Consider the following 26,405-nt stretch of genomic DNA (forward strand, 5'->3'; position numbering starts at 1 on the left):
GACACCCCTGCAAACGAAGGGTGAAACGGTCAGTATTTTATCGGGAGTCTAATCGATTTTAATTGAGTTTCTCGATCGAAGGTTGCAGAATTCAAGGGGTTAGGGCTCTGGGGCGTATGTTCGATGTCGGAATTGGAAGCGCCGGATCGACGGGCGAAAAATCGAAATTTATTTGCGATCAGAGAGCGTTCCCCAAGCTCCATCGCCGATATCGGCGTCCGGACGACTGAGTCGGCAAGAACCCAGGACCGGATCGGCTTCCCGGCACGCCTGCGTTTAATGACGCGAACGGCACGACATGCCGTTCAGCGCATGGCGCAGGAGGAGGCGCAATATGGTCGTGCCGTCCTTTTCGCGCCTGTCTACATGGGGGCGGGTGCCATCATCTGGTTTGAGCTGGATACGGATCCGCCGCTCGCCGCAATATCGGCGGCCTTTGCAATCTCTGTTGCAGCACTCCTGCTCAGACGTGAAGCCGGGCCAGTGGCGCGTCATCTGCTTCTTGCCGCTGCTCTCCTTCTGTTCGGCATGCTGCTCGCGCAATGGCAGACCTGGCGCGCCGCAACCGTCATGCTCGATACGCCAGTGACAACGACCGTCACCGGCCGCATTGAAGAACGCGAAGCCGATGCTCGCGGTCGGTGGCGCTATGTTCTCAAGCTGCAATCGACCCAGGCGCCCGCGCTTGGCAGGGCGCCGGGAATGGTGACCGCCTTTGTCCGCGGGCAGGAGCAGCCTTTCGAACTCGGCGATATCATTCAGGGCAGGGCGCGCCTGACGCCACCGGCAGGCCCGGCTCTGCCCGGCCTACATGATTTTGCTTTCGGCGCCTTCTTCGACGGCATTGGTGCCAATGGCTACTTCTACGGTCTGCCGAAACTGATGTCGCCGGCCGGTGATGCTACGGATGATGGATCGTTTATCGGCAGGGCAGATATCTGGCTGACGAAATTCCGCAGCGGTATCGGCGATCGCATCAGGACAATCTTGCCGGGCGATACCGGCGCCTTTGCGGCTTCGCTCGTCACCGACGAGAGACGCGCGATTTCGGATGAGACGACGGAGGCCCTGCGTGTCTCTGGCCTCGCCGACATCATTGCCATTTCAGGCCTCAACATGGCGCTGTCGGCCGGCATCTTCTATGTCGGCCTGCGCTATCTCTTCAGTCTCTTTCCCGGCGCCGCACAAGCATGGCCCACCAAGAAGATTGCAGCTTTCGGGGCGCTGGTGACGGTGACGGCCTACTATATGATTTCCGGCTTCGGTGTCTCGGCAGAGCGCGCCTTCGTGATGATGGCGATCATGCTGGTCGCCGTCCTGTTCGACAGGCCCTCGCTCAGTCTAAGGAACGTGGCCCTCTCGGCAATCGCGATTCTGATATTGTCGCCCTCCGAGGCACTTGGCCCGAGCTTCCAGATGTCTTTTGCCGCAACGCTTGCCCTCGTCTCTGGCTATTCGCTCTGGCAGCGGCGGCCAAGCCGTGAGGGAGGGCTGCTGAGGCTACGGATATTCAGCCCGCTGGCTGTGGTGTTTCGCTTCTTCGGGGGTATTGCATCGACATCCTTCGTCGGCGGCCTGTCGACGGCTATCTTCTCGATCGAGCATTTTCACCGCCTGGCGACATATGGTCTTGTTGCCAATCTCGCCGCCATGCCCGTCGTGTCCTTCGTGGTCATGCCAGTCGGGATGCTCGCCGTGCTGCTCATGCCCTTCGGGCTCGACTATTATCCCTGGCAGGTGACAGGCGTGGGGCTCGACGCCGTAACCGCCATCGCCAAGACGGTTGCCGCGTGGGGCGGCAATATTCCATTTGCCCGGCTACCGCTCTGGCTCTTTCCAACCATCGTTGCCGGCTTTTTGCTGATGACGATGCTAAGAACGAAGTTGCGCCATGCCGGTGCCGTCTTGATTGCGGCATCGATCGCAATCGCCGCTCTGACACCTGAGACTCCCAAGACGGAAGTCCTGATCTCCGAGGACGGCGAACTCGTCGCTCTGCTACGCAACGGAAAGCTCGAACCCAATCGCGAGCGGCCGCCAGACTTTATTTTCGGACAGTGGCAGCAAGCGCTTGCGCTCTTCGATCAGCAACCGCCGAAAATGCTGCCTGCGGACGATACGACACCAACCCGCAAGGCCAAAACAGGGCCGCCTCTCAGGCTGGATTTCAATCAGCAGAAAATCCTGCGCGATGCCATGGCAGCCGCTCTGGATACCGTTCCCGAAGGAGGATTTGCCTGCCACCGCAAGGATTGGTGCGCCGCAATCCTGGACAATGGAAGGATCCTGCTGACGATCGATAACGCCGCCTATCTCGGCCCGGCCTGCGATATTGCCGACCTTGTCGTGATACCGGTGCGGCTGCGTCTCAACATCTGCCGTTCTGGTGCACAGTTGTTCACCGGCGCGACCCTCAGGCGCTCCGGCTCGGTCGAGATCGATCTGGCATCCGAAAAACCCGAAATAATAACCGCGTTTCAAGGCGTTCAACGCGCCTGGAACCGCCACCGGGCTTATGATTGGCGCTCCAACACCTTTGTCACGAGCCGGGACATATCATCGCTCAGTGATAGCGACGGATGAGCCCTACCAGTTTGCCCTGCACCTTGACGCGATCCGGTCCGAAAATGCGGGTTTCGTAAGCCGGGTTTGCTGCTTCGAGCGCAATCGAAGCGCCCTTGCGGCGGAAGCGCTTGAGCGTGGCTTCTTCGTCATCGACGAGAGCGACGACGATATCTCCGGGATTGGCGGTCGTCACGTTTCGGATGATGACCGTATCGCCGTCGAAAATGCCCGCCTCGATCATCGAATCGCCTTTGACTTCCAGCGCATAGTGCTCGCCGGAGCTCAGCATATCGGCAGGAACGACGATGTCGTGGGTATTGTTCTGAATAGCGGAAATCGGCACACCGGCAGCGATTCGCCCCATGACAGGCACGGAAACCGAGTTGCCCGAATCATCATTAGCCGGCTTCGTTGGAGCTGCCGCAACGGGCTGCGGTTTTCCAAGGCTCCCCTCGATGACACTGGGCGAAAAGCCCCGGCGTATCTGCGAAGGAGGGTTATATGCTTCGGGCAATTTGATCACTTCGAGCGCACGCGCTCGGTTCGGGAGGCGGCGAATGAAACCGCGCTCCTCAAGAGCTGTAATCAGCCGGTGAATGCCTGATTTGGAGGCGAGATCCAGCGCATCTTTCATCTCGTCGAATGACGGTGGAACGCCGGATTCCTTCATCCGCTCATGAATGAATAGAAGCAGTTCCTGCTGCTTGCGTGTCAACATCGTCATCGACCCCGATATGTGAAACAAATACAGAACAGACACTATATGTTCCATATGTGTTCCGCAAGTCCCTAAATTTTCGTGAAGTTTCCGCGAAAGAGCAAACTTTCTCTAATGTTTAGCTGGGTGGGCGCCGTTTTGACGCTTGTTCGGTCTACCATCCCGCTTGAATTGCTTGACCGAAAGGTGCAAACCATCGGCAGGGTAAGGGGATAATTCGATGAAGCCATTGCCGTATCCGCTCGACCACCTGGTCCTTCCGACCTTCAAGATCGCGTCGGCGCGCGAAAGACTGGGCAAGCTCGGCTTTACAGTTGCGGCCGATGCCCGGCATCCCTTTGGCACCGAGAATGCCTGCATCTTCCTCGCGGACAAGACTTATCTGGAGCCGCTGGGTGTTGCGAGCAGAGAGGAATGCGAGAGCGCGACGCTTGAGGGGAATGTCTTTACCGCTCGTGATCAAGCATACAGGTTCCGTCAGGGCGAGGACGGTTTTTCTGCCGTGGTCTTCGGAACCCCGGACGCGGCAGCAGACGATGAACGGCTGCGCGCCCATGCCATATCTGCCGGCCGAATGCTGGAGTTCACGCGACCGATGCAGATGCCGGACGGTTCGAAATCGACCGCCGGCTTCCGGTTGGCGTTTGCCGCCGATCTGCGCTCCCCTGATTTCTTTTCTTTCTGCTGCGAGCGCATCAATCCGTTCCCAACCGATCGCGATGCTCTCGAGAGGCATGCGAACGGTGCTGTCGGGTTGATAGAGGTGGCGCTATCGACGCCGGAGCCGGCTGCCTTCGCCGAATTTTTCGACAAGGTCGCAAACGGTCCGAAAATCACGCAGCAATCCTTCGGCCTGATGATCGAAGCGGCAAACGCCCGCATCGCGGTGCTGACGCCGCAGGGTATGGAAGCGTTCTACGATCTTCCCGTTCCCTCCTATGATTCCGGGCTGCGTGCGGGGGCAATCCTATTCCGCACGCGCGATCTTTCCGTGACAGCGGCGCATTTGGCTGGTAACGGCGTGAGCTACACGCATAAGAACCACCGTATCTTGGTAAGGGCAGCACCCGGGCAGGGCGCCCTGTTTGCCTTCGAGGAGACACAATGAGCAATCCGACCAATTCCGCAGTCGTCGCCGGCGAAGGCGCATCGAAAGTCACGTTTTCAAACAGCGGCAAGCTGTCGCTGATCGCTGGCCCCTGTCAGATGGAGAGCCGCGACCATGCCTTCATGATTGCGGGCGTGCTGAAGGAGCTTTGTGCCAAGCTTGGTATCGGGCTCGTCTACAAATCGTCTTTCGACAAGGCCAACCGCACCTCGCTTTCCGGCCAGCGTGGCATGGGGCTTGAGAAGTCTCTGGAAGTCTTCGCCGATCTCAAGAAGGAATTTGGCTTTCCTGTCCTGACTGACGTTCACACGGAAGAGCAGTGCGCGATTGTCGGAAAGGTCGTCGACGTGCTGCAGATCCCGGCCTTCCTCTCGCGCCAGACCGATCTCCTGATCGCGGCCGCCAAGACTGGCCGTGTGATCAACGTCAAGAAGGGCCAGTTCCTTGCGCCCTGGGACATGAAGAATGTGCTTGCCAAGCTGAATGACAGCGGCAATCCGAACGTGCTTCTGTGCGAGCGCGGCGCCTCCTTCGGCTACAATACCCTCGTTTCCGACATGCGCTCGCTGCCGATCATGGCGGCCATGGGCGCGCCGGTCATTTTCGACGCAACGCATTCGGTCCAGCAGCCGGGCGGGCAGGGCGGTTCGACTGGCGGCCAGCGTGAATTCGTGGAAACGCTGGCGCGTGCGGCTGTCGCTGTCGGCGTCGCGGGCGTCTTCATCGAAACCCATGAGGATCCGGACCATGCGCCGTCCGACGGCCCGAACATGGTGCATCTGAAGGACATGCCGCGGCTTCTTGAGAAGCTTCTGGCCTTCGACGCCATCGCCAAATCCTGATTCTTTCGGCCGCTTCAAAAGGCTGACATGATCTTGGGTTAGGCGGCTATATATGTTTCTCCAATCGGCGGCCGGAGCGGCATTGTAATTTCCCGGCCTTCGATTATGAGATTTCAATCGATTTATCACCCAGCGAGCAGGAAGAAACCATGACCGCAATTACCGACATCATCGCCCGCGAGATTCTCGACAGCCGTGGCAACCCGACTGTCGAAGTCGACGTCTATCTCGAAGACGGCAGCATGGGCCGTGCGGCCGTTCCGTCGGGCGCTTCCACCGGCGCGCACGAAGCCGTTGAAATCCGTGACGGCGGCAGCCGCTACCATGGCAAGGGCGTCGAGAAGGCAGTCGAAGCCGTCGATACGGAAATCTTCGACGCGATTGGCGGCATGGACGCTGAAAACCAGATCCAGATCGACAACATCATGATCGAGCTGGACGGCACGCCGAACAAGTCGCGCCTCGGCGCCAACGCCATCCTCGGCGTTTCGCTCGCCGTTGCCAAGGCTGCGGCCCAGAGCGCCAACCTGCCGCTCTACCGTTATGTCGGCGGTGCTCGCGCCTGCCTGCTGCCGGTTCCGATGATGAACATCATCAACGGCGGTGCGCATGCCGACAACCCGATCGACTTCCAGGAATTCATGATCCTGCCGGTTGGCGCCGACACGCTGCGCGACGCCGTCCGCATGGGTTCGGAAGTCTTCCACGTTCTGAAGAAGGAACTGAGCGCCGGCGGCCACAACACCAACGTTGGTGATGAAGGCGGTTTTGCTCCGAACCTGAAGAGCGCTCCTGAAGCACTCGACTTCATCATGAAGTCGATCGAGAAGGCTGGCTACAAGCCGGGCGAAGACATCTATCTCGGCCTTGACTGCGCCTCGACCGAATTCTTCAAGGACGGCAAGTATGCTCTGGAAGGCGAAGGCCGTACGCTGGAATCCGGCGCCATGGCCGAATATCTTGCCCAGCTCGCCGCCAACTACCCGATCGCCTCGATCGAAGACGGCATGGCTGAAGACGATTGGGAAGGCTGGAAGACGCTGACCGACCTGATCGGCAAGAAGACCCAGCTCGTCGGCGACGATCTCTTCGTCACCAACTCGGCCCGTCTGCGCGACGGCATCAAGATGGGCGTTGCCAACTCGATCCTCGTCAAGGTCAACCAGATCGGTTCGCTGACCGAAACCCTCGACGCCGTCGAAACCGCGCACAAGGCAGCCTACACCGCCGTCATGTCGCACCGCTCGGGCGAAACGGAAGATTCGACGATCGCCGATCTCGCAGTTGCCACCAACTGCGGCCAGATCAAGACCGGCTCGCTGTCGCGCTCGGATCGTACCGCCAAGTACAACCAGCTGATCCGCATCGAGGAAGCACTCGGCCCGCAGGCGCAGTATGCCGGCCGCTCCATTCTTCGCGGCTGATAATCCAGCGATTTCCTGATCTTGAACCGCGCCTTCGGGCGCGGTTTTTTATTGCCGGCTCAGCATAGTTAACGGACGGTCAATCTCTCCGGGCTAAAGTTCCATCTCAGGTGTTGCGTGTTGAGCAAGCGAGTATGTGGACAAAATATCATAAGAAAAGACGACTTGGCCGTTTCGTCCTTCCTGCCATGACTGTCGCATTTCTTTCCTATTTCGGCTATCATTGCATTCATGGCGATTACGGTCTGCGTGCCACGGAGAAATTCGAGCAGCAACGCCTTGTTCGCGAAAAGGAATTGGCTGATCTTGTCGCCAAGCGCGAGCACCTGGAAAAGGAGGTCGCACTTCTCAGTGATGGCTCTCTGGACAAGGACATGCTCGACGAAAAGGCGCGTTATCAGCTGAACTATTCCCGCGCCGACGAGATTGTGATCTTCAACAGCCAGAACTAATTAACCGAATTTCGGTTAATCGGAATTTCTGCATAGTTTTCAGTCGTTTATACAGAATACGAGCCATGCAATTATAGCATTGCTGTGGCGAGCAATCTTGCCTATGGTACGCGTCACTTCGAACGATGCTAATCACACAGGGAGGGTTGAATGGCGCCGCGCAAAACTGCGTCCGTTTCCAGCCGCAAGACCACTGCAAAATCGTCTGGCAAGATATCGAACGGCGGCCCGATCGCCGATTTCGATCGTGATGAGGAGCTCAAGGCATATCGCGAGATGCTGCTCATCCGCCGCTTCGAAGAGAAGGCGGGCCAGCTTTACGGCATGGGCTTCATCGGCGGTTTCTGTCACCTCTATATCGGTCAGGAAGCTGTCGTTGTCGGCATGCAGATGGCCCAGAAGGACGGCGACCAGGTCATCACCGCCTATCGTGATCACGGCCATATGCTGGCAACCGGCATGAGCGCCCGTGGCGTCATGGCCGAGCTCACCGGTCGCCGCAGCGGTTATTCGCGCGGCAAGGGCGGTTCGATGCATATGTTCTCGAAAGAGAAGAATTTCTACGGCGGCCACGGCATCGTCGGAGCCCAGGTCTCCCTCGGCACGGGTTTGGCATTTGCCAACAAGTATCGCGGTGACGACAGCGTCTCGATCGCCTATTTCGGCGACGGCGCCGCCAACCAGGGCCAGGTCTACGAGAGCTTCAACATGGCCGCTCTCTGGAAGCTCCCGATCGTCTATATCGTCGAGAACAACCGCTACGCCATGGGCACGTCGACGGCGCGCGCCACTGCACAGTCGAACTACTCGCTGCGCGGCTCCGGCTTCGGCATTCCCGGCATCCAGGTCGACGGCATGGACGTTCGCGCCGTCAAGGCGGCTGCCGACGAAGCGCTTGAATATTGCCGGTCCGGCAAGGGTCCGATCATTCTCGAAATGCTGACCTACCGTTATCGCGGTCACTCCATGTCCGACCCGGCGAAGTATCGCTCCAAGGACGAAGTGCAGAAGGTCCGCTCCGAGCATGACCCGATCGAGCAGGTGAAGGCACGCCTCGTCGAAAAGGGCTGGGCTTCCGAAGAGGATCTGAAGGCGATAGACAAGGACGTTCGCGACATCGTCGCCGACAGCGCCGATTTCGCCCAGGCCGATCCGGAGCCGGATGTATCCGAGCTCTACACCGACATTCTGCTCTAATCGGGGAGGGAACCAATGCCTATCGATATTCTCATGCCCGCCCTCTCTCCGACGATGGAAGAAGGCACGCTTTCCAAATGGCTCAAGCAGGAAGGTGACAAGGTCACCTCAGGCGATGTGCTTGCTGAAATCGAAACCGACAAGGCGACGATGGAAGTCGAAGCCGTTGATGAAGGCATCATCGGCAAGCTTCTGGTTCCGGCCGGAACCGAAGGCGTCAAGGTGAATGCCAAGATCGCAATTCTGCTGCAGGACGGTGAATCCGCCTCCGACATTTCCGCCTCCGCTCCTGCAGCAACACCGGCTCCTGCCGCTGCTCCGCAGGCCGTGCAGGAAGAAAAGCCGGCTGCGGCAAGCCCGGCATCCGCACCCGTTCCCGCCGAGCCCAAGGCTCAGGTGGCAAACGATCCAGACATTCCGGCTGGCACGGAAATGGTGTCGATGACGGTTCGCGAAGCACTTCGTGACGCCATGGCCGAAGAAATGCGCGCCGATGAAAACGTCTTCGTCATGGGCGAAGAAGTTGCCGAATACCAGGGCGCCTACAAGGTCACCCAGGGTCTTCTGCAGGAATTCGGCGCACGTCGCGTCATCGATACCCCGATCACCGAACATGGCTTTGCCGGCGTCGGCGTCGGCGCTGCGATGTCCGGCCTGAAGCCGATCGTCGAGTTCATGACCTTCAACTTTGCCATGCAGGCGATAGACCAGATCATCAACTCTGCTGCAAAGACGCTTTACATGTCCGGCGGCCAGATGGGCGCTCCGATCGTATTCCGCGGCCCGAACGGTGCGGCGGCGCGCGTCGGCGCACAGCACAGCCAGGACTATGCCGCCTGGTACAGCGCCATCCCCGGCCTCAAGGTGGTCATGCCCTATACGGCAGCCGACGCCAAGGGCCTGCTCAAGGCTGCGATCCGCGATCCGAACCCGGTCGTCTTCCTGGAAAACGAAATTCTCTACGGCCAGCACTTCGACGTGCCGAAGCTTGACAATTTCGTTCTGCCGATCGGCAAGGCGCGCATCCATCGTAAGGGCAAGGACGTCACGATCGTCTCCTTCGGCATCGGCATGACCTATGCCACGAAGGCTGTTGCCGAGCTCGAGAAGATCGGCATCGACGCCGAACTGATCGATCTGCGCGCGCTGCGCCCGATGGATCTCCCGACCGTCATCGAGTCGGTCAAGAAGACCGGCCGTCTGGTCACCGTCGAGGAAGGCTATCCGCAGAACTCGGTTGGTACGGAAATCGCAACCCGCGTGATGCAGCAGGCGTTCGACTATCTCGATGCGCCGATCCTGACTATCGCCGGCAAGGACGTTCCGATGCCCTACGCCGCAAACCTCGAAAAGCTGGCGCTGCCGAATGTCGGCGAAGTGGTCGATGCGGTGAAAGCCGTTTGCTACAAGTAGGTCTGCCGTGAAAACACTCAACGTTCCCAATGAGGTGCTTGAGATGGAAGACGCGGACGAGATCGTTCGCGTCTGGATCGGGGAGGGCGACTCGGTGGTCACCCTCGATGATCTTTTCGGTGACGATCTCGAGGCTTGGGGAATGGTGATCGCGGATATTGCTGTTCACATTGCGCGCATGAAATCGCTGGATGGAGCGGTTTCAGAGATAGAGACATTGAAGGCGATCGAGCAGGGGTACCGTGGCCGTTTGGCCGAGTTCCATCAGCTTGAACACAGGTCGCTTTCTGCGAACAATTGAGGGAGGCGTATTAATGCCGATCAATATCACGATGCCTGCCCTGTCTCCGACCATGGAGGAGGGTAACCTCGCCAAATGGCTGGTCAAGGAAGGCGACACCGTCAAGTCTGGCGATGTGATCGCCGAGATTGAGACCGACAAGGCGACGATGGAAGTCGAAGCTGTCGACGAAGGCACTGTTGCCAAGCTCGTCGTTCCTGCCGGCACCGAAGGTGTCAAAGTCAATGCGCTGATCGCCGTTCTCGCCGGCGAGGGCGAGGACGTTGCAGCTGCCGCAAGTGCGGCCGGCTCTGCGGCGCCTGCCCCTAAGGTGGAAGCCGTTCCCGCGCCGAAGGCTGAAGCCACACCGGCTCCTGCTGCACCGGCGGCGTCAGCTGCTGCTCCGGCTCCGACCGCAGCGCTTGCTGCTGCCGTATCGGCTGGCGGCAATCGCGTTTTCTCCTCGCCGCTCGCTCGCCGCCTCGCAAAGGAATCCGGCATCGATCTCTCCGCCGTTGCAGGCTCCGGCCCGCATGGCCGCGTCGTCAAGAGCGATATCGAAGCTGCCGTTGCCGGCGGTGGCGCAAAGGCCGCTCCGGCTGCTGCACCGTCGGCCCAAGCCGCTGCTCCGGCAGCCGCCCCCAAGGGTGCTTCCGAGGAAGCCGTGCTCAAGCTCTTCGAGCCGGGTTCCTACGAGCTCGTGCCGCATGACGGCATGCGCAAGACGATCGCTCGCCGTCTCGTCGAATCCAAGCAGACCGTGCCGCATTTCTACGTCACCGTCGATTGCGAGCTCGATGCGCTGATGGCGCTTCGTGCGCAGCTGAACGATGCGGCTCCGCGCAAGGACAGCGCCCCGGCCTACAAGCTCTCGGTCAACGACATGGTCATCAAGGCCATGGCGCTTGCGCTGCGCGATGTGCCCGACGCCAATGTCTCCTGGACCGAAAACAACATGGTCAAGCACAAGCATGCCGATGTAGGTGTTGCTGTCTCGATCCCGGGCGGCCTGATCACGCCGATCATCCGCAAGGCGGAAGAGAAGACCCTGTCGGTCATCTCCAACGAGATGAAGGATCTCGGCAAGCGCGCCAAGGAACGCAAGCTGAAGCCCGAGGAATATCAGGGCGGCACGACCTCGGTGTCGAACATGGGCATGATGGGCGTCAAGGATTTCGCCGCCGTCATCAACCCGCCGCACGCCACGATCCTGGCCGTCGGTGCCGGCGAACAGCGCGTCGTCGTCAAGAACGGCGAGATGAAGATCGCGACGGTCATGAGCGTGACGCTCTCGACCGACCATCGCTGCGTCGACGGTGCTCTCGGTGCCCAGCTTCTGCAGGCCTTCAAGGGCTATATCGAAAATCCGATGGGGATGCTCGTCTGAGCTTGAGCGGAGGCGGAAATGGTAAAGACCGTTCTTTGCTACGGAGATTCGCTGACCTGGGGCTATGACGCCGATACGATCGGTCGTCATGCCTATGAAGATCGCTGGCCGAGCGTGCTGCAAAAGGCGCTCGGTGACCAGGCTCAGATCATCCCGGAAGGGCTCAACGGCCGAACCACCGCCTTCGACGACCACCTTGCCGATTGCGATCGCAACGGCGCGCGCGTGCTGCCGACGATATTGCAGACGCACGCGCCGCTGGATCTGGTGATCATTCTCCTCGGCACCAATGACATGAAGCCCGTTGTCGCGGGTTCGGCGTTTGCGGCATGCCAGGGCGTTGCGCGGCTTGTGCGGCTGATCCGCGGACATGCATGGCCCTTCGACTATGATGTGCCCGACATTCTGATCGTTGCGCCGCCGACGATCCGCGAGACCGCAAATGTGGCTTTTGCGGCCTCCTTTGTCGGGGCGATCGAGGAATCCGCGATGCTCGCGACGCTCTATCGCGATCTCGCCGACGAGCTCGGCTGCGGTTTCTTCGACGGTGCTTCGGTTGCCGCCACGACGCCGCTCGATGGCATTCATCTCGATGCGGAAAACACCCGGGCGCTCGGACGCGGCCTTGAGCCGATCGTGCGCATGATGCTCGGAATTTGAACGAATAAAGGCCGGCCTGGCTCTGTTCAGCCGCCAATGAAAAGGCAGGAAACAACACATGGCTGAGAATTACGACCTCATCATCATCGGTTCCGGTCCCGGCGGCTATGTGGCCGCCGTGCGCGCCGGCCAGCTTGGCCTGAAGACCGCGATCATCGAGCGCGAGCATATGGGCGGCATCTGCCTGAACTGGGGCTGCATTCCGACCAAGGCGCTGCTGCGCTCGGCCGAGATCCTCGACCATTCCAACCATCTGAAGGATTACGGCCTCGTTCTCGAAGGCACCGTAAAGCCGGATGCCAAGGCCGTCGTTGGCCGCTCGCGCGCCGTCTCCGCCCGTCTGAACATGGGCGTTGGCTTCCTGATGAAGAAGAACAAGGTCGACATCATCTGGGGCGAGGCTAAGATCAGCAAGCCCGGCGAAGTCGTGGTCACCAAGACCACGAAGCCCGTCGTCGAGCCGCAGCATCCGCTGCCGAAGAACATCAAGAGCCAGGAAGGCACTTACACCGCCAAGAACATCATCATCGCGACCGGCGCGCGCCCGCGCGCCCTGCCGGGCATCGAGCCGGATGGCAAGCTGATCTGGACCTATTTCGAAGCGCTGAAGCCGGACGCCCTGCCGAAGTCGCTGATCGTCATGGGGTCGGGCGCGATCGGCATCGAATTCGCAAGCTTCTATCGCTCGATGGGCGTCGACGTAACCGTCGTCGAAGTCATGCCGACGATCATGCCGGTCGAGGATGCGGAAGTGACCGCGATCGCTCGCAAGCAGCTTGAAAAGCGCGGCCTGAAGATCTTCACCAGCGCCAAGGTGACGAAGGTCGAGAAGGGCGCCGACAGCGTCACCGCGACCGTCGAGACCGCTGACGGCAAGTCGCAGCAGATCACGGCCGATCGGATGATCTCTGCCGTCGGCGTGCAGGGCAATATCGAAAATCTCGGCCTGGAAGCCCTTGGCGTGAAGACTGATCGCGGCTGTGTCGTGATCGACGGCTACGGCAAGACCAACGTACCGGGTATCTACGCGATCGGCGACGTCGCCGGCCCGCCGATGCTCGCCCACAAGGCTGAGCATGAAGGCGTAGTCTGCGTCGAGAAGATCGCCGGCCTGCCGAACGTTCATCCGATCGACAAGCTGAAGGTTCCGGGCTGCACCTACTGCCAGCCGCAGGTTGCTTCCGTCGGCCTCACCGAAGCCAAGGCCAAGGAGCAGGGCCGCGACATCCGCGTCGGCCGCTTCCCCTTCACGGCGAACGGCAAGGCGATCGCGCTCGGCGAGGATCAGGGTCTCTGCAAGGTGATCTTCGACAAGAAGACCGGTGAGTTGCTGGGCGCGCATATGGTCGGCGCGGAAGTCACCGAACTCATCCAGGGCTTCGTCGTCGCCATGAACCTGGAGACGACTGAAGAAGAATTGATGCACACGATCTTCCCGCATCCGACCGTTTCGGAGACGATGAAGGAAGCCGTTCTCGATGCCTACGGCCGCGTGTTGAATACTTGATAATTTCCTGATCCGCTCTTTCTATCCCTTGGTGGCTTCAGTCATCCCAAGGGGTGGAAAACAGGAAAGGAAATCAATACATGACAGCAGTACAGCATGCTTGGATCGTATTTCTCCTGATCGGTCTCGTGGCTGGCTTTCTTGCCAGCCTGGTGGTTGGGGGAGGCGGTTTGATTAGTTGCCTCGTCAGCGGCGTCATTGGTGCCTTCGTCGGCGGTTTCCTCTTCCATGCGCTGGGGATATCGCTCGGAATACAAAACGCGCTGGTGGTTGAGATCATTCATGCGACCGTCGGCGCGATTATCGTCGTCCTGCTGGCGCGGTTGATAGCGTGGGGATAGAGGGCGAATGGAAAGCGTGGGCTGGATTGGCGCGATCATTATCGGCGGTTTGGCAGGCTGGCTCGCCGGCAAGCTGATGGAGGCGCGCTACGGCGTCCTCCTCAACATCGTGCTCGGTATCGTCGGTTCCGTCATTGCGACGGCGATATTAGCGCAGTTTCATGTGGTGGTGGCCGGCGGCAGGCTCGGCTTCTTCATCACCGGCTTCCTCGGAGCCTGCCTGTTGATATTCCTGGCGCGGCTGGTGCGGCGCTAGAAAGCATAAAAAACTTGCCGACATTCGGGCGGGAAAATATGCGAAAGGGGCCGCGTTGGGGCGGCGGAAAGTTGAACTGATGGTCACGATTCTCGACACGATCAATCCAGAGGCCAAGCGCGTCCGGCATCCGGAAAAGGCGCATCGCCCGGATACTGAAGTCCTGCGCAAGCCGGACTGGATCCGCGTCAAGGCGCCGACGTCGAAAGGCTATCAGGAGACCCGCTCGATCGTGAAGGAGCACAAGCTCGTCACCGTCTGCGAAGAGGCCGGCTGCCCGAATATCGGCGAGTGCTGGGACAAGAAGCACGCGACCTTTATGATCATGGGTGAAATCTGCACCCGTGCCTGCGCCTTCTGCAACGTCGCGACCGGCAAACCGAACGCGCTCGACATGGCCGAACCGGAGAATGTCGCCAAGGCCGTCAAGGAAATGGGCCTGTCCCACGTCGTCATCACCTCGGTCGACCGCGATGATCTCGAGGACGGTGGAGCCGAGCATTTTGAGAAGGTAATTTGGGCGATCCGCGCCGCGTCTCCTGCCACAACTATCGAAATCCTGACACCTGACTTCCTGAAGAAGCCTGGTGCGCTGGAGCGCGTCGTCGCGGCAAAGCCTGACGTCTTCAATCACAATATGGAGACGGTCCCTGGCAACTACCTCACCGTTCGTCCCGGCGCCCGCTATTTCCATTCCATTCGCCTGCTGCAGCGGGTGAAGGAGCTGGACCCGACCATGTTCACCAAATCAGGGATCATGGTCGGCCTCGGGGAAGAGCGCAACGAAGTGCTGCAGCTGATGGATGACCTGCGCACCGCGGACGTCGACTTCCTCACCATCGGCCAGTATCTGCAGCCGACCCGCAAGCATCACGCCGTCATGAGCTTCGTCACGCCTGAGGAATTCAAGTCCTACGAGACGGTCGCCTATACCAAGGGCTTCCTGATGGTCGCCTCGAGCCCGCTGACCCGCTCCTCCCACCACGCCGGCGACGATTTCGCCCGCCTGAAGGCCGCGCGCGAAAAGAAGCTGCTGATTGCTGCCGAGTAATATTTTCGGCGCCTTTGTTTCGATAAGGCCGCGGTGATTGCTGCGGCCTTTTTATTTATTTAATTTCTGGTTGTGGAATCCTGTTTGTCATGTGCCGGTCATATCGGCGGAATAGATCGCTCGCCCGCACATAGCTATTTGAATGGAGCAGGGCATGGATCAGACATCGAAGCTTGCCACTCCAAACTATGTCGAAGATCTCGCAAAGGCAGCTGCCCTCGTTCAAAAGGCGGAGCGCATCCTTATTATCGGCTGCTCCGGCACGGGCAAAAGCACGCTCGCAAAGGCCCTGGCCGAGCAATTCGGTCATGTCTATATCTCGATGGACCGTGACATTTTCTGGCTGCCGGGGTGGAAGCTGCGACCGCGCGAGGAGATCCAGCAACGCATCCGTGATGCGGTTGCCGGGCCGCGCTGGATCATGGACGGCAACAGCCCCGGAACCCTGCCGATAAGGCTGCCGCGCACGGATCTTGTGATATGGCGCCGTGCACCACGCCATGTGGCATTCCTCGGCGTGTTCAAGCGCTGGTGGAAATATCACGGAAAGACGCGTCCCGAAATGGCACCCGGTTGTCCTGAGCACATCGACCTGAAATTCCTGCGTTACATCTGGAATTTCGAGCGCAAGGAAGTGCCTCAGTTCGAGGAGATGCTGACCAAACATGGGTCCCATATTCCTCTCCTGACGCTGAGTTCCTTCCGCGAGATTGATCGATTGCTCGCTCTGTTGCAGACCGCGGCATGATCTTGGAGGAGACCCTTATGGACCAATCGGTGCTGTCGACGGCGTTGAACTTCGTTGACGATGTCACCGCCGCGGGACAGATCCGCAGTGCAAACCGCATCCTTGTCATCGGTTGTTCCGGCGGCGGAAAATCGACGCTGTCGCAGAAGCTCGCACAGCGCTTCGGCCTTACTTACATCTCCTTCGATCGGGACATTTTCTGGATGCCAGGCTGGACCGAGCGTCCGAGGACAGAGCAGCGCGAGATCATCACTGAAATGGTCGCCAGAGAGCGTTGGATCATGGATGGCAGCAACCCATCGAGCTTCGATCTGCGGCTGCCGCGTGCTGACCTCGTCATCTGGATGCAGATCTCGCGCCTCGTCTGCATCTGGTCGGTTTTCAAACGCTGGATCATGTTCTTCGGTCGCACGCGGCCGGAAATGGCGCCGGGTTGCATCGAGAAGATCGATTGGGAGTTCGTTCGTTTCATCTGGACCTATGACAAGAAATTCACGCCGCGCTTCGTGACCGGCATCGCTGCACATGCTCCAGAAGTCCCGGTTCTGCAGCTAAAATCCCGTCGGCAAACACGCGAGCTTCTTGATCTTCTCGGCACGCCAGCTTAATTGCCGGTTCATGCCTCAGTTCGAAACTCACCGCACCGTCCCGCATACCCCCGAGCAGATGTTCGACCTCGTCGCCGACGTCGAGCGCTATCCCGAATTCTTGCCCCTTTGCGACGCGTTGACCGTCCGAAACCGCAAGGAGAGGGACGGGAAGATCCTGCTGATTGCCGACATGACCGTCGGCTACAAGGCGATCCGCGAGACCTTCACCACCCAGGTGTTGCTGAACAAGGCAGAGAACGCCATCGACGTGAAATATATCGACGGCCCGTTCAAATATCTCGACAATCGCTGGCGTTTCCAGGATGGTCCGAACGGCGGATGCGTGATCGATTTCTTCATCGACTACGAGTTCAAGAGCCGTATCCTCGGCGCCCTCATGGGCTCGATGTTCGACCGCGCCTTCCGGATGTTCACCGATGCCTTCGAGACGCGTGCCGGCAAGATCTACGCCTGAAAGAGCTTCAGCAGCATTTCCAGAGCCGTCTGAACCGTCGCGCTGCGCACCTTGTCGCGGCCGATATCGCCGTAACGCATTTCACGGTGAATGATCTCGCCGGAGCGTGACTTGGCGGCAAGATGGACGAGGCCGACTGGCTTATCCACCGAGCCGCCACCCGGTCCGGCAACACCGGTGACGGCAACGGCCATATCGGCCTCCGACCGATAAAGCGCACCATGCACCATCTGGAGGGCCGTTTCTCTGGACACAGCGCCAAAACTCGCAAGCGTTGCTTCCTGCACGCCCAGCATCTCCATCTTCGCCGTGTTGGTATAGGTCACGAAGCCGCGGTCGACGACTGCCGACGAGCCGGAAATATCGGTCAATGCCCCGGCAATCAGTCCGCCGGTGCAGGATTCGGCGGTTGAGACCATCAGACCCTTTGCCGCAAACTCTGTGATGATCGTCTGGGCGAGCGAAAGAATGTCGTCGGAAAAGTAGCTCATGCCTTGCCTCCGCGGTAAACGACCGTCGCCGTTGCGATGGCGGCGATACCCTCGCGACGGCCGACGAAGCCGATCGTCTCGTTGGTGGTTGCCTTGACCGAGCAGCGCTGAATATCGATGCCGAGATATTCGGAAAGCTTGGCGCGCATGCTGTCCCGATGCGGCCCGACCTTCGGCGCCTCGGCGATCAGCGACACGTCGGCATTCATGATCGTCCCGCCGTTCTCCCGCACGATCCTGGCGGCGTGCTCGATGAAGATGCGCGACGGTGCGCCCTTCCATTGCGGATCGGAGGGCGGGAAATGGTCGCCTATGTCGCCTGCGCCGCAAGTGGCAAGGAGCGCATCGGTCAGCGCATGCAGCGCCACATCGGCGTCGGAATGGCCCTTAAGCTTTTGGTCGTGGGGAATGAAGACGCCGCAAAGCGTCACGCCATCGCCGGCTTCGAGCTGATGCACGTCATAGCCGTTTCCTGTGCGCACATCCGGCAGCAGCGCCCCAGTAAGCTTCTCGTCAGCCATGGCAATATCCCTTTTGATCGTCAGTTTGACATTGTCCGGCGTGCCCAGGACCAGAGTGACCGGCATTCCTGCCCATTCCGCGATGGCGGCATCGTCGGTAAAATCGGTCTTGTGTTCCGCTTCGGCCTTTTCGTGCGCAGCAAGGATCTCGGCGAACTGAAATGATTGCGGGGTCTGCGCCGCATGCAGATGAGCGCGCGGAACGGTCTCACCGACAAGATTGTCCGCCGTTGCTCGCTTGAGCGTATCTGCGACCGGCATTGCAGGCAGCACGGCAGGCGCGCCGGCCGAGAGTGCCGAGAGTACTCGATCGAGCAGATCATGATCGAAGAACGGACGCACCGCATCATGGATCATGACATGCGTAATCTCTGCTTCGCCGAGCGCCTGCAATCCGGCGAGCACCGATTGCTGGCGCGTCTTGCCGCCGAACGCGAATGAGATTTTCGACTGATCGGACAGATGTGCCAAAGCAGCCTTGAAAAGCGCTTCGTCATCCCGGTGGATCACGACCACGATCTTTGCCGTTTGCGGCCATGTCACGAATCTTTCAAGCGTATGCGCAATAACCGGCTTGCCACCGATGGGGCGATACTGCTTCGGGCCTTCCTCAGGCGATCCGGCGCGTTCGCCTCTGCCGGCGGCAACGATGACTATTCCGGCGAACATTGGTTGCATTGAAGGCATTTGCGTCATAAATCCCCGGGAAACAGCCAGCGCGATAGCAGCGGTCTATCGCCTCGACAGGGCATTTTCCAGCATTTGCCCAAAAAATATCGGCTTTCACCGAAACCCCTTGGCAAGCCCATAAAGAGTGGCTAAAAATAGTGCAAACCAATGGCATGCCTGAAAGATAATCATTTGCTTTCCTTCAACTTAGCAGCGCCGTTTTCCATCGGTTCCGTTTCGATCCGAAACCGGGTGATTCTGGCGCCGATGTCCGGTATGACCGATCTCCCGTTCCGGCAACTCGCCTTGCGCTATGGCGCCGGATTGGTGGTGACAGAAATGGTTGCGAGCCGGGAGCTGGTGCAGGACACGCCGGAATCCTGGGCGCGGTTGAGGAGCGCGGGGCTCAAGCCGCACATGGTCCAGCTTGCCGGCCGCGAGGCCCATTGGATGGCCGAGGCCGCTAAGATCGCCGTCGACAATGGCGCCGATATCATCGACATCAACATGGGCTGTCCAGCCAAGAAGGTGATCGGCGGCTATGCCGGCTCCGCTTTGATGCGCGATCCCGATCACGCACTTAGCCTGATCGAGGCAACGGTGAAAGCCGTCGATGTGCCCGTGACCCTGAAGATGCGGCTCGGCTGGGATCACACATCGCTGAACGCGCCGCAGATTGCGCGCCGCGCGGAAGAAGCTGGGATCCAGCTCGTGACCATCCACGGCCGCACCCGTATGCAGTTTTACGAGGGCAGGGCGGATTGGGATGCGATCCGGGCCGTGAGGGACGTGATTTCCGTTCCGCTGGTCGCCAATGGCGATATCGACACGCCTGAGGATGCGCAGGAGATCCTTTGCCGGTCCGGCGCCGACGCCGTGATGATCGGCAGGGGCTGCCAGGGCCGCCCGTGGCATGCCGGCGTGCTGGCTGGTCACGCCGCGCCCGATCTCGGCGACATCGCTGACATTGCCGTCGAACACTACGAGAAGATGCTGGAATTCTACGGCGAGGCGGTCGGCTTGCGCCATTCTCGCAAGCACCTCGGCTGGTACCTCGATCGCTACGCAACGGCGCTTGCCGCCGAGAAAAAGACTGCGATCATGACGGCGACGGACAGCCGTGTCGTCATTCAACATTTCCGCGAGGCGCTCGGCGCCGATTGCGTTGCGTCCAACGCCCGGGAGGCGGCATGAGCTCCAAGTCAGACTCCACGCCTCCTGCTGCGGGTACAGGCAACGCCATGGCGATGGCGGTGCTGAATGCCATTCAAAATCCCGTCGTCATGGTCGACGAAGCCGGCCTCATGGTCTTTGCCAACTGGGAGGCGGAGGCCTTTTTCGGCGCCAGCGCCTCCCATCTCGCCCGCTACAAGATTTCGAGCTTCATTCCCTTCGGCAGTCCGCTTCTGGCGCTCATCGATCAGGTGCGCGAGCGCAAGGCGCCGGTCAACGAATATCGCGTCGACCTGAGCTCGCCGCGTCTCGGCCAGGACAAGCTGGTCGATATTTATGTCGCTCCCGTTCCCAGCGAACCGGGCTCCGTCGTCGTCGTGTTTCAGGAACGTTCGATGGCCGACAAGATCGACAGGCAGCTGACCCATCGCGCCGCTGCCCGCTCGGTGACCGGTCTCGCCTCGATGCTGGCCCATGAGATCAAGAACCCGCTTTCCGGTATCCGCGGTGCGGCACAGCTTCTCGAACAATCGGTAGAAGATGACGACCGTGCCTTGACGCGGCTCATCTGCGACGAGACGGACCGCATCGTCTCGCTTGTCGATCGCATGGAGGTTTTCTCCGACGAGCGGCCGGTCGATCGCCTGCCGATCAACATCCACTCGGTGCTCGACCATGTGAAGGCGATCGCCAAGGCGGGCTTTGCCCGCAACATCAAGATCACCGAACTCTATGACCCCTCGCTGCCGGCGGTCTTTGCCAACCGCGACCAGCTGATACAGGTCTTCCTCAATCTGGTGAAGAATGCGGCCGAGGCGCTCAGCGACACGCCGGAGGCGGAAATCGTGCTGACCACGGCCTATCGACCCGGCATCCGCCTTTCGGTCGCCGGTACGCGCGAGAAGATTTCGCTGCCGCTGGAATTCTGCGTGATCGACAACGGTCCGGGCGTACCGGCCGATCTCCTCCCGCATCTCTTCGATCCGTTCATCACGACAAAGACGAACGGATCCGGTCTCGGTCTGGCGCTCGTTGCCAAGATCATCGGCGACCATGGCGGCATCATCGAATGCGACAGCCAGAACCATAAGACCATCTTCCGCGTGCTGATGCCTGCCTCCAAGGACATCACGCTCGACGACGCCATCTCTCCGAACGCTACAGGACCTTCCAGATGACTGCCACGATCCTTGTTGCCGACGACGATGCGGCCATCCGCACCGTGCTTAATCAGGCGCTTAGCCGCGCCGGCTACGATGTACGTATAACATCGAATGCCGCCACGCTATGGCGCTGGGTTTCCGCCGGAGAGGGCGATCTAGTCGTGACCGACGTCGTCATGCCCGACGAAAATGCCTTCGATCTCTTGCCGCGCATCAAAAAGGCCCGGCCGGACCTGCCAGTTCTCGTCATGAGCGCCCAGAATACCTTCATGACGGCGATCAAGGCTTCGGAGAAGGGAGCCTATGACTATCTGCCGAAGCCCTTCGATCTCACGGAACTGATCGCCATCATCGGCCGTGCGCTCTCGGAGCCGAAGCGCAAGCCTGCCAAGCTCGAAGACGACATCCAGGACGGCATGCCGCTGGTCGGCCGCTCCGCCGCCATGCAGGAAATCTACCGCGTGCTGGCGCGTCTCATGCAGACCGATCTGACGCTGATGATCACCGGCGAATCCGGTACCGGCAAGGAACTGGTCGCCCGCGCGCTGCACGACTACGGCAAGCGCCGCAACGGCCCCTTCGTCGCCATCAACATGGCCGCCATTCCGCGCGATCTCATCGAATCCGAACTTTTCGGCCATGAGAAGGGCGCTTTCACCGGCGCTCAGACGCGCTCGACCGGCCGTTTCGAACAGGCCGAGGGTGGAACTCTCTTCCTCGATGAAATCGGCGACATGCCGATGGACGCCCAGACGCGCCTGCTGCGCGTCCTGCAGCAGGGCGAATATACGACGGTCGGCGGACGCACGCCGATCCGCACCGACGTTCGCATCGTGGCCGCCACCAACAAGGATCTGAAGCAGGCGATCAACCAGGGCCTCTTCCGCGAAGACCTATATTACCGCCTGAACGTCGTGCCGCTGCGGCTGCCGCCGCTGCGCGACCGCGCGGAGGATATTCCGGACCTGGTTCGGCATTTCGTCCAGCAGGCGGAGAAGGAGGGCCTCGGTTCGAAGCGTTTCGATCAGGAAGCGCTCGAATTGATGAAGGCCTATCCGTGGCCGGGCAATGTCCGCGAACTGGAAAACCTCATCCGCCGCCTCATGGCGCTTTATCCACAGGATGTCATCACCCGCGAAATCATCGATTCCGAGCTGCGGGCCGATGTGCCCGACAGCCCGATCGACAAGGGGCCGGTTCGCAATGGCAACATGTCGATTGCTCAGGCTGTCGAGGAAAACATGCGCACTTATTTCGCCAGCTTCGGCGAAAATCTGCCGCCGCCCGGATTATATGACCGCGTTTTGACCGAAATGGAGTATCCTCTGATCCTGGCAGCGCTGACGGCGACCCGCGGAAATCAGATCAAAGCCGCCGATCTCCTCGGCCTCAACCGCAATACGCTGCGAAAGAAGATCCGGGAACTCGGTGTTTCGGTCTATCGGAGCTCCCGCACGGCTTGACAAGGTGGCAGGATGCGTTGCATTTTCGCCACAATGCGTTGCTTAAAGGTCACGCAGCGGATTCACGTTTTTCGTGGAAATGAGTGGCCGACATATTCTTCTCGTTGGGAAGATCGGCGGTGTTTCAGGTGGTTGCGACAGTGCGGCCGCGTGCTTTACCGAAAAATGCGCGATGCGCAGCCTCTCCTTTCTCATCGGCCGCCGTGAGGTCGCGAAAAGCTGGAATTCGATGATGCATGGCCGGGACGAGAATCGCCCCGGTTGAGAGAGGCGCGAATGAACCAAGATGCGGAATCGCCGAGGCTGCGCGACAGAAAAGTCGTGAATATCAGGGATCGCCGTGCCTCCTTTACGCTGCCGGGACTGATATTGGCGGGTGGTGCGCTGTTATGCGCCGTGGCCACGCTTCTGGTCCTGCTGGGCCTCACCCCAATTCCCCCGACATCGCAGGTCGTCATCGCATCGGTGGCAGTGAATTCGGCCTTCGTCTGCGGCCTGCTCTTCATGGTCGGTTTCGAGGTCTTCCGCCTCTTCAAGGCCCGCAGTCGCGGCCGTGCCGCCGCCCGCTTGCATATTCGTATCGTGGTCCTGTTTTCGATCGTGGCGATTACGCCGGCGATCCTCGTTGCAATCTTTGCCAGCCTGACCCTGAACGTCGGCCTCGACCGCTGGTTTGCCTTGCGCACACAGCAGATCATCAGTTCGTCCCAGAACGTCGCGCAGGCCTATCTGACCGAGAATGCCAGCTATCTCCAGGGTCAGACCGTGTCCATGGGCAACGACCTGGAACGCAATCGGGCCCTCTATAATCTCGACCGAACCGGTTTTGCCGATCTGATGACGCGTCAGGCCCGCGGACGCGGCTTGCTTGGCGCGTTTATTGTGCGGTCGGATGGATCGGTCATCGTCCAGGCCGACATCAAGACGGAAAGGCCGCTGCCGGCCATTCCGAAGGATGCACTTGCCGCCTCGGCCGGCGGCCAGCCGACTCTCATTCCACCTGGAGTGACCAACCTTGTCGGCGCGATTATCAAGCTCGACGAAATTTCCGGTGCATTTCTCTATACGGTCCGGGCTGTCGATCCCCGCGTCATGAGCGCTATGCGCATGGTCGAGGAAAATACGGCCGAATATAAGTCGATGGACGAGGGCAGGATCTCGCTGCAGATCGCCTTCGCCGTGCTCTATCTCGGTTTTGCGCTGATCGTGCTTCTTGCCGCGATCTGGACGGCCATCGCGGTCGCCGACCGGATCGTCCGCCCGATTCGACTGCTCATCAGCGCCGCCGACAATGTTGCGTCTGGCAATATGAACGTCCTAGTGCCGGTTCGCGCCGCCGACGGCGATGTTGGCAACCTCTCGCGAACCTTCAACAAGATGATCTCGCAGATACGCACACAGCATGACGAGATTGTCGAAGCCAAGGACGAAGTGGATGATCGCCGCCGCTTCATCGAGGCGGTTCTGTCGGGCGTTACGGCTGCCGTTATCGGCGTTCAGCACGATCGGCAGATCACCATCGTCAACACGTCAGCCGAGGTGTTGTTGACTCAACCGAGCGCCGAACTCCTGGGCAAGAATCTTGCCGATATTGCCCCTGAGGTCGATCAGGTGGTCACCGAAGCCGCCGCGCGTCATCGCAATGATTTCCGCAAACAGATTGCACTCGTTCGCGGCGGTACTGTCCGGACACTCAGCGTCCAGGTCACGCGGGAGGAGGCGAGGGATCACAACGAATCCTACGTCATCACCCTCGACGATATCACCGACCTCGTTATCGCCCAGCGTTCGACCGCATGGGCGGATGTCGCCCGTCGCATCGCTCACGAGATCAAGAATCCGCTGACGCCGATCCAGCTATCCGCAGAGCGTATCCGCCGCCGTTACGGCAAACATATCGACGAGAACGATCGGGCGGTCTTCGATCAATGCACGGATACGATCATCCGGCAGGTCGGCGATATCGGCCGCATGGTCGATGAATTCTCGTCCTTCGCCCGCATGCCGAAGCCGACGATGGAGCCGAGCGATCTTCGAAACATTTTGCGCGATGCCGTGTTCCTCAGGGAGATGGGCAACACGCATGTCAAATTCGAGCGGGAACTGGGCAGCGAGCCGCTGGAGGGCATGTTCGATGCCCGCATGCTGGGTCAGGCCTTCGGCAATCTCATCAAGAATGCGGTCGAGGCGATCGAGGCCGTGCCGACCGACGAGAGCCGCGAGCAGCCGAAGGTCCTCGTCCGGGCATCCCTCGATGAAGAGCGCGACCGCTTTACGGTCGACGTGATCGATAACGGGCGCGGCCTGCCCGTCGAAAACAGGCACAGTATTCTTGAGCCCTATATGACCATGCGCGAGAAGGGCACCGGCCTCGGCCTCGCGATTGTCAAAAAAATTATTGAAGACCACGGCGGGCAGCTGGAACTCCACGATGCTCCCGCAGATTTCGACCAGGGAAGGGGAGCCATGATCCGCGTGCATCTGCCACGTCGCGAACTGGGAACCGCAGCCCAGCCCGCAAGCGATAAGGAAAATGTTTATGGCATCTGATATTCTCGTTGTAGACGACGAGGAAGACATTCGCGAGATTGTCTCGGGGATCCTTTCCGACGAAGGTCATGAAACCCGGACAGCCCATGATAGCGACAGCGCGCTGGCAGCGATTTCCGATCGTGCCCCGCGGCTGGTCTTTCTGGATATCTGGATGCAGGGCAGCAAGCTGGATGGTCTGGCATTGCTGGACGAAATCAAGACCCGCCATCCGGAACTGCCGGTCGTGATGATATCAGGTCACGGCAATATCGAAACGGCAGTTTCCGCCATCAAGCGTGGCGCCTTCGATTTCATCGAAAAACCCTTCAAGGCAGACCGACTGCTGCTGATCGCCGAGCGGGCGCTCGAAAATTCCAAGCTGAAGCGTGAGGTCGTGGAGCTCAAGCGCCGCGCCGGCGAGGCGGCGGAATTGATCGGTACGTCGATTGCCGTGTCCCAGCTTCGCCAGACGATCGACAAGGTCGCTCCGACCAACAGCCGCGTCATGATCTTCGGCCCATCGGGATCAGGCAAGGAACTCGTCGCCCGTATGATCCACAAGAAGTCGACGCGATCGAGCGGCCCCTTCGTCGCGCTGAACGCGGCCAATATCACGCCGGATCGCATGGAGATCGCGCTCTTCGGAACCGAGGGTTCACCTGGTCAGGCGCGCAAGATCGGCGCGCTGGAAGAGGCGCATCGCGGCATCCTCTATCTCGATGAAGTCGGCGAAATGCCCCGCGAGACCCAGAATAAGATCCTGCGTGTTCTGGTCGATCAGCAGTTCGAGCGCGTCGGCGGCTCCAAGCGGGTGAAGGTCGACGTCCGCATCATTTCCTCGACGGCCTATAATCTCGAAAGCCGTATTGCCGAAAGCCTGTTCCGCGAAGATCTCTATCATCGTCTTGCCGTCGTGCCCGTCCGCGTGCCGGCGCTCGCCGAACGCCGCGAGGATATTCCCTTCCTCGTAGACCAGTTGATGCGGCAGATATCCGAACAGGCCGGCATCCGAACCCGTCGGATCGGCGACGATGCTATGGCCGTTCTGCAGGCGCACGACTGGCCCGGCAATATCCGCCAGCTTCGCAACAACATCGAGCGGCTGATGATCCTCGCGCGCACCGACGGACCGGAGACTCCGATCACGGCGGAAATGCTGCCGACCGACCTTGGCGACATGCTGCCGAAGGTCTCCGCCAAGAACGACTATCACATCATGACGTTGCCCCTGCGTGAAGCGCGTGAGATGTTCGAGCGGGATTATCTGATCGCCCAGATCAATCGCTTTGGCGGCAATATTTCCCGCACGGCGGAATTTGTCGGGATGGAGCGGTCGGCGCTCCATCGCAAGCTGAAGTCGCTCGGCGTTTGATGTTATC

At 60.0% G+C, this 26,405-nt stretch carries 25 protein-coding genes; 22 read left to right on the plus strand and 3 right to left on the minus strand.

Translation table 11 applies throughout. The annotated features are described in order from the left end of the window. The first annotated feature begins 279 nt into the window (after positions 1-279). Entirely contained in the window at positions 280-2,583 is a 2,304-nt protein-coding gene (locus DTW90_RS24040) for a ComEC/Rec2 family competence protein (RefSeq protein ID WP_246665020.1), read from the plus strand. Here DTW90_RS24040 and lexA read toward each other — a convergent pair. Next, a complete protein-coding gene (lexA, locus tag DTW90_RS24045; RefSeq protein WP_149341438.1) occupies positions 2,564-3,283 on the minus strand; it encodes a transcriptional repressor LexA in 720 nt (239 codons plus the stop codon). The genes DTW90_RS24040 and lexA overlap by 20 nt on opposite strands. A 220-nt stretch (positions 3,284-3,503) precedes the next feature. On the opposite strand from lexA, the gene DTW90_RS24050 reads away from it, so the two are divergent. The 16 genes from DTW90_RS24050 (at position 3,504) to DTW90_RS24125 (ending at position 17,014) form a co-directional block, all read left to right on the plus strand. Then, positions 3,504-4,391, plus strand: coding sequence for a VOC family protein (locus tag DTW90_RS24050; RefSeq protein ID WP_149341439.1), 888 nt, complete (start codon positions 3,504-3,506; stop codon positions 4,389-4,391). Beyond that, a complete protein-coding gene (kdsA, locus tag DTW90_RS24055) occupies positions 4,388-5,233 on the plus strand; it encodes a 3-deoxy-8-phosphooctulonate synthase (protein ID WP_149341441.1) in 846 nt (281 codons plus the stop codon). Before DTW90_RS24050 ends, kdsA begins: the two co-directional genes overlap by 4 nt. Positions 5,234-5,382: 149 nt before the next feature. Then, positions 5,383-6,657, plus strand: a complete 1,275-nt coding sequence (gene eno, locus DTW90_RS24060; protein ID WP_149341442.1) for a phosphopyruvate hydratase — start codon at positions 5,383-5,385, stop codon at positions 6,655-6,657. A gap of 134 nt (positions 6,658-6,791) precedes the next feature. Continuing rightward, the gene (locus DTW90_RS24065) at positions 6,792-7,109 is read left to right on the plus strand and encodes a septum formation initiator family protein (RefSeq protein ID WP_149341444.1); all 318 of its coding nucleotides are present in this window, start codon (positions 6,792-6,794) and stop codon (positions 7,107-7,109) included. 150 nt (positions 7,110-7,259) lie between these two features. Beyond that, positions 7,260-8,306, plus strand: coding sequence for a pyruvate dehydrogenase (acetyl-transferring) E1 component subunit alpha (gene pdhA / locus DTW90_RS24070; protein WP_132523850.1), 1,047 nt, complete (start codon positions 7,260-7,262; stop codon positions 8,304-8,306). A gap of 15 nt (positions 8,307-8,321) precedes the next feature. Next, positions 8,322-9,719: a pyruvate dehydrogenase complex E1 component subunit beta gene (locus DTW90_RS24075; RefSeq protein WP_149341445.1), complete on the plus strand. Its 1,398-nt coding sequence runs from the start codon at positions 8,322-8,324 to the stop codon at positions 9,717-9,719. Between the two features lie 7 nt (positions 9,720-9,726). Continuing rightward, a complete protein-coding gene (locus DTW90_RS24080) occupies positions 9,727-10,020 on the plus strand; it encodes a DUF5076 domain-containing protein (protein ID WP_149341446.1) in 294 nt (97 codons plus the stop codon). A gap of 13 nt (positions 10,021-10,033) precedes the next feature. Beyond that, a complete protein-coding gene (locus DTW90_RS24085; protein ID WP_149341448.1) occupies positions 10,034-11,386 on the plus strand; it encodes a pyruvate dehydrogenase complex dihydrolipoamide acetyltransferase in 1,353 nt (450 codons plus the stop codon). An 18-nt stretch (positions 11,387-11,404) separates the two neighbouring features. Next, positions 11,405-12,046 carry an SGNH/GDSL hydrolase family protein gene (locus DTW90_RS24090; RefSeq protein WP_132523846.1) on the plus strand — a complete coding sequence of 214 codons (642 nt, stop codon included), beginning with the start codon at positions 11,405-11,407 and terminating at the stop codon, positions 12,044-12,046. A 58-nt stretch (positions 12,047-12,104) separates the two neighbouring features. Next, positions 12,105-13,553, plus strand: coding sequence for a dihydrolipoyl dehydrogenase (gene lpdA, locus DTW90_RS24095; protein WP_149341450.1), 1,449 nt, complete (start codon positions 12,105-12,107; stop codon positions 13,551-13,553). An 80-nt stretch (positions 13,554-13,633) separates the two neighbouring features. Beyond that, positions 13,634-13,894, plus strand: a complete 261-nt coding sequence (locus DTW90_RS24100) for a GlsB/YeaQ/YmgE family stress response membrane protein (protein WP_149341451.1) — start codon at positions 13,634-13,636, stop codon at positions 13,892-13,894. A 7-nt stretch (positions 13,895-13,901) separates the two neighbouring features. Then, positions 13,902-14,150, plus strand: a complete 249-nt coding sequence (locus tag DTW90_RS24105) for a GlsB/YeaQ/YmgE family stress response membrane protein (RefSeq protein ID WP_132523843.1) — start codon at positions 13,902-13,904, stop codon at positions 14,148-14,150. Positions 14,151-14,229: 79 nt separating this feature from the next. Next, the gene (lipA, locus tag DTW90_RS24110; RefSeq protein ID WP_132523842.1) at positions 14,230-15,201 is read left to right on the plus strand and encodes a lipoyl synthase; all 972 of its coding nucleotides are present in this window, start codon (positions 14,230-14,232) and stop codon (positions 15,199-15,201) included. A gap of 154 nt (positions 15,202-15,355) precedes the next feature. Then, positions 15,356-15,949, plus strand: coding sequence for an AAA family ATPase (locus DTW90_RS24115; RefSeq protein ID WP_149341453.1), 594 nt, complete (start codon positions 15,356-15,358; stop codon positions 15,947-15,949). 17 nt (positions 15,950-15,966) lie between these two features. Then, complete coding sequence (locus tag DTW90_RS24120; protein WP_149341455.1) at positions 15,967-16,557, plus strand: AAA family ATPase; 591 nt, start codon at positions 15,967-15,969, stop codon at positions 16,555-16,557. Between the two features lie 10 nt (positions 16,558-16,567). After that, a complete protein-coding gene (locus DTW90_RS24125) occupies positions 16,568-17,014 on the plus strand; it encodes a type II toxin-antitoxin system RatA family toxin (protein WP_149341457.1) in 447 nt (148 codons plus the stop codon). On the opposite strand, the gene DTW90_RS24130 is transcribed toward DTW90_RS24125, so the two are convergent. Together DTW90_RS24130 and DTW90_RS24135 are read right to left on the minus strand one after the other, a co-directional pair. Further along, a complete protein-coding gene (locus DTW90_RS24130; RefSeq protein WP_149341459.1) occupies positions 17,005-17,505 on the minus strand; it encodes a CinA family protein in 501 nt (166 codons plus the stop codon). The two genes, DTW90_RS24125 and DTW90_RS24130, sit on opposite strands and share 10 nt — an antisense overlap. Continuing rightward, positions 17,502-18,722 carry a bifunctional 2-C-methyl-D-erythritol 4-phosphate cytidylyltransferase/2-C-methyl-D-erythritol 2,4-cyclodiphosphate synthase gene (locus tag DTW90_RS24135; RefSeq protein WP_149341461.1) on the minus strand — a complete coding sequence of 407 codons (1,221 nt, stop codon included), beginning with the start codon at positions 18,720-18,722 and terminating at the stop codon, positions 17,502-17,504. The genes DTW90_RS24130 and DTW90_RS24135 overlap by 4 nt, the downstream gene beginning before the upstream one ends. A gap of 141 nt (positions 18,723-18,863) precedes the next feature. Between DTW90_RS24135 and dusB the strand changes: the two genes are divergently transcribed. From dusB to DTW90_RS24160, 5 genes are all read left to right on the plus strand, one after another. Beyond that, the gene (gene dusB / locus DTW90_RS24140; protein ID WP_149341463.1) at positions 18,864-19,889 is read left to right on the plus strand and encodes a tRNA dihydrouridine synthase DusB; all 1,026 of its coding nucleotides are present in this window, start codon (positions 18,864-18,866) and stop codon (positions 19,887-19,889) included. Then, the gene (locus DTW90_RS24145) at positions 19,886-21,046 is read left to right on the plus strand and encodes a nitrogen regulation protein NR(II) (RefSeq protein WP_149341465.1); all 1,161 of its coding nucleotides are present in this window, start codon (positions 19,886-19,888) and stop codon (positions 21,044-21,046) included. The genes dusB and DTW90_RS24145 overlap by 4 nt, the downstream gene beginning before the upstream one ends. Beyond that, a complete protein-coding gene (gene ntrC / locus DTW90_RS24150) occupies positions 21,043-22,494 on the plus strand; it encodes a nitrogen regulation protein NR(I) (RefSeq protein WP_132523834.1) in 1,452 nt (483 codons plus the stop codon). Before DTW90_RS24145 ends, ntrC begins: the two co-directional genes overlap by 4 nt. A gap of 276 nt (positions 22,495-22,770) precedes the next feature. Next, positions 22,771-25,044 (plus strand): PAS domain-containing sensor histidine kinase, encoded by a 2,274-nt coding sequence (locus DTW90_RS24155; RefSeq protein WP_149341467.1) that lies wholly within the window; start codon positions 22,771-22,773, stop codon positions 25,042-25,044. Beyond that, positions 25,034-26,398, plus strand: a complete 1,365-nt coding sequence (locus DTW90_RS24160; RefSeq protein ID WP_132523832.1) for a sigma-54 dependent transcriptional regulator — start codon at positions 25,034-25,036, stop codon at positions 26,396-26,398. Before DTW90_RS24155 ends, DTW90_RS24160 begins: the two co-directional genes overlap by 11 nt. Positions 26,399-26,405 lie beyond the last annotated feature (7 nt).

Origin of the sequence: Neorhizobium sp. P12A, assembly GCF_008365395.1 — a bacterium.
In the GTDB taxonomy this organism is placed as follows: Bacteria; Pseudomonadota; Alphaproteobacteria; order Rhizobiales; family Rhizobiaceae; genus Rhizobium.

Coding starts and splice junctions, on each gene's coding strand:
- DTW90_RS24040 (WP_246665020.1), top strand. CDS start 280: ATGACGCGAACGGCACGACATGCCGTTCAGCGCATGGCGCAGGAGGAG.
- lexA (WP_149341438.1), bottom strand. CDS start 3,283: ATGTTGACACGCAAGCAGCAGGAACTGCTTCTATTCATTCATGAGCGG.
- DTW90_RS24050 (WP_149341439.1), top strand. CDS start 3,504: ATGAAGCCATTGCCGTATCCGCTCGACCACCTGGTCCTTCCGACCTTC.
- kdsA (WP_149341441.1), top strand. CDS start 4,388: ATGAGCAATCCGACCAATTCCGCAGTCGTCGCCGGCGAAGGCGCATCG.
- eno (WP_149341442.1), top strand. CDS start 5,383: ATGACCGCAATTACCGACATCATCGCCCGCGAGATTCTCGACAGCCGT.
- DTW90_RS24065 (WP_149341444.1), top strand. CDS start 6,792: ATGTGGACAAAATATCATAAGAAAAGACGACTTGGCCGTTTCGTCCTT.
- pdhA (WP_132523850.1), top strand. CDS start 7,260: ATGGCGCCGCGCAAAACTGCGTCCGTTTCCAGCCGCAAGACCACTGCA.
- DTW90_RS24075 (WP_149341445.1), top strand. CDS start 8,322: ATGCCTATCGATATTCTCATGCCCGCCCTCTCTCCGACGATGGAAGAA.
- DTW90_RS24085 (WP_149341448.1), top strand. CDS start 10,034: ATGCCGATCAATATCACGATGCCTGCCCTGTCTCCGACCATGGAGGAG.
- DTW90_RS24090 (WP_132523846.1), top strand. CDS start 11,405: ATGGTAAAGACCGTTCTTTGCTACGGAGATTCGCTGACCTGGGGCTAT.
- lpdA (WP_149341450.1), top strand. CDS start 12,105: ATGGCTGAGAATTACGACCTCATCATCATCGGTTCCGGTCCCGGCGGC.
- DTW90_RS24100 (WP_149341451.1), top strand. CDS start 13,634: ATGACAGCAGTACAGCATGCTTGGATCGTATTTCTCCTGATCGGTCTC.
- DTW90_RS24105 (WP_132523843.1), top strand. CDS start 13,902: ATGGAAAGCGTGGGCTGGATTGGCGCGATCATTATCGGCGGTTTGGCA.
- lipA (WP_132523842.1), top strand. CDS start 14,230: ATGGTCACGATTCTCGACACGATCAATCCAGAGGCCAAGCGCGTCCGG.
- DTW90_RS24115 (WP_149341453.1), top strand. CDS start 15,356: ATGGATCAGACATCGAAGCTTGCCACTCCAAACTATGTCGAAGATCTC.
- DTW90_RS24120 (WP_149341455.1), top strand. CDS start 15,967: ATGGACCAATCGGTGCTGTCGACGGCGTTGAACTTCGTTGACGATGTC.
- DTW90_RS24125 (WP_149341457.1), top strand. CDS start 16,568: ATGCCTCAGTTCGAAACTCACCGCACCGTCCCGCATACCCCCGAGCAG.
- DTW90_RS24130 (WP_149341459.1), bottom strand. CDS start 17,505: ATGAGCTACTTTTCCGACGACATTCTTTCGCTCGCCCAGACGATCATC.
- DTW90_RS24135 (WP_149341461.1), bottom strand. CDS start 18,722: ATGACGCAAATGCCTTCAATGCAACCAATGTTCGCCGGAATAGTCATC.
- dusB (WP_149341463.1), top strand. CDS start 18,864: ATGGCATGCCTGAAAGATAATCATTTGCTTTCCTTCAACTTAGCAGCG.
- DTW90_RS24145 (WP_149341465.1), top strand. CDS start 19,886: ATGAGCTCCAAGTCAGACTCCACGCCTCCTGCTGCGGGTACAGGCAAC.
- ntrC (WP_132523834.1), top strand. CDS start 21,043: ATGACTGCCACGATCCTTGTTGCCGACGACGATGCGGCCATCCGCACC.
- DTW90_RS24155 (WP_149341467.1), top strand. CDS start 22,771: ATGAACCAAGATGCGGAATCGCCGAGGCTGCGCGACAGAAAAGTCGTG.
- DTW90_RS24160 (WP_132523832.1), top strand. CDS start 25,034: ATGGCATCTGATATTCTCGTTGTAGACGACGAGGAAGACATTCGCGAG.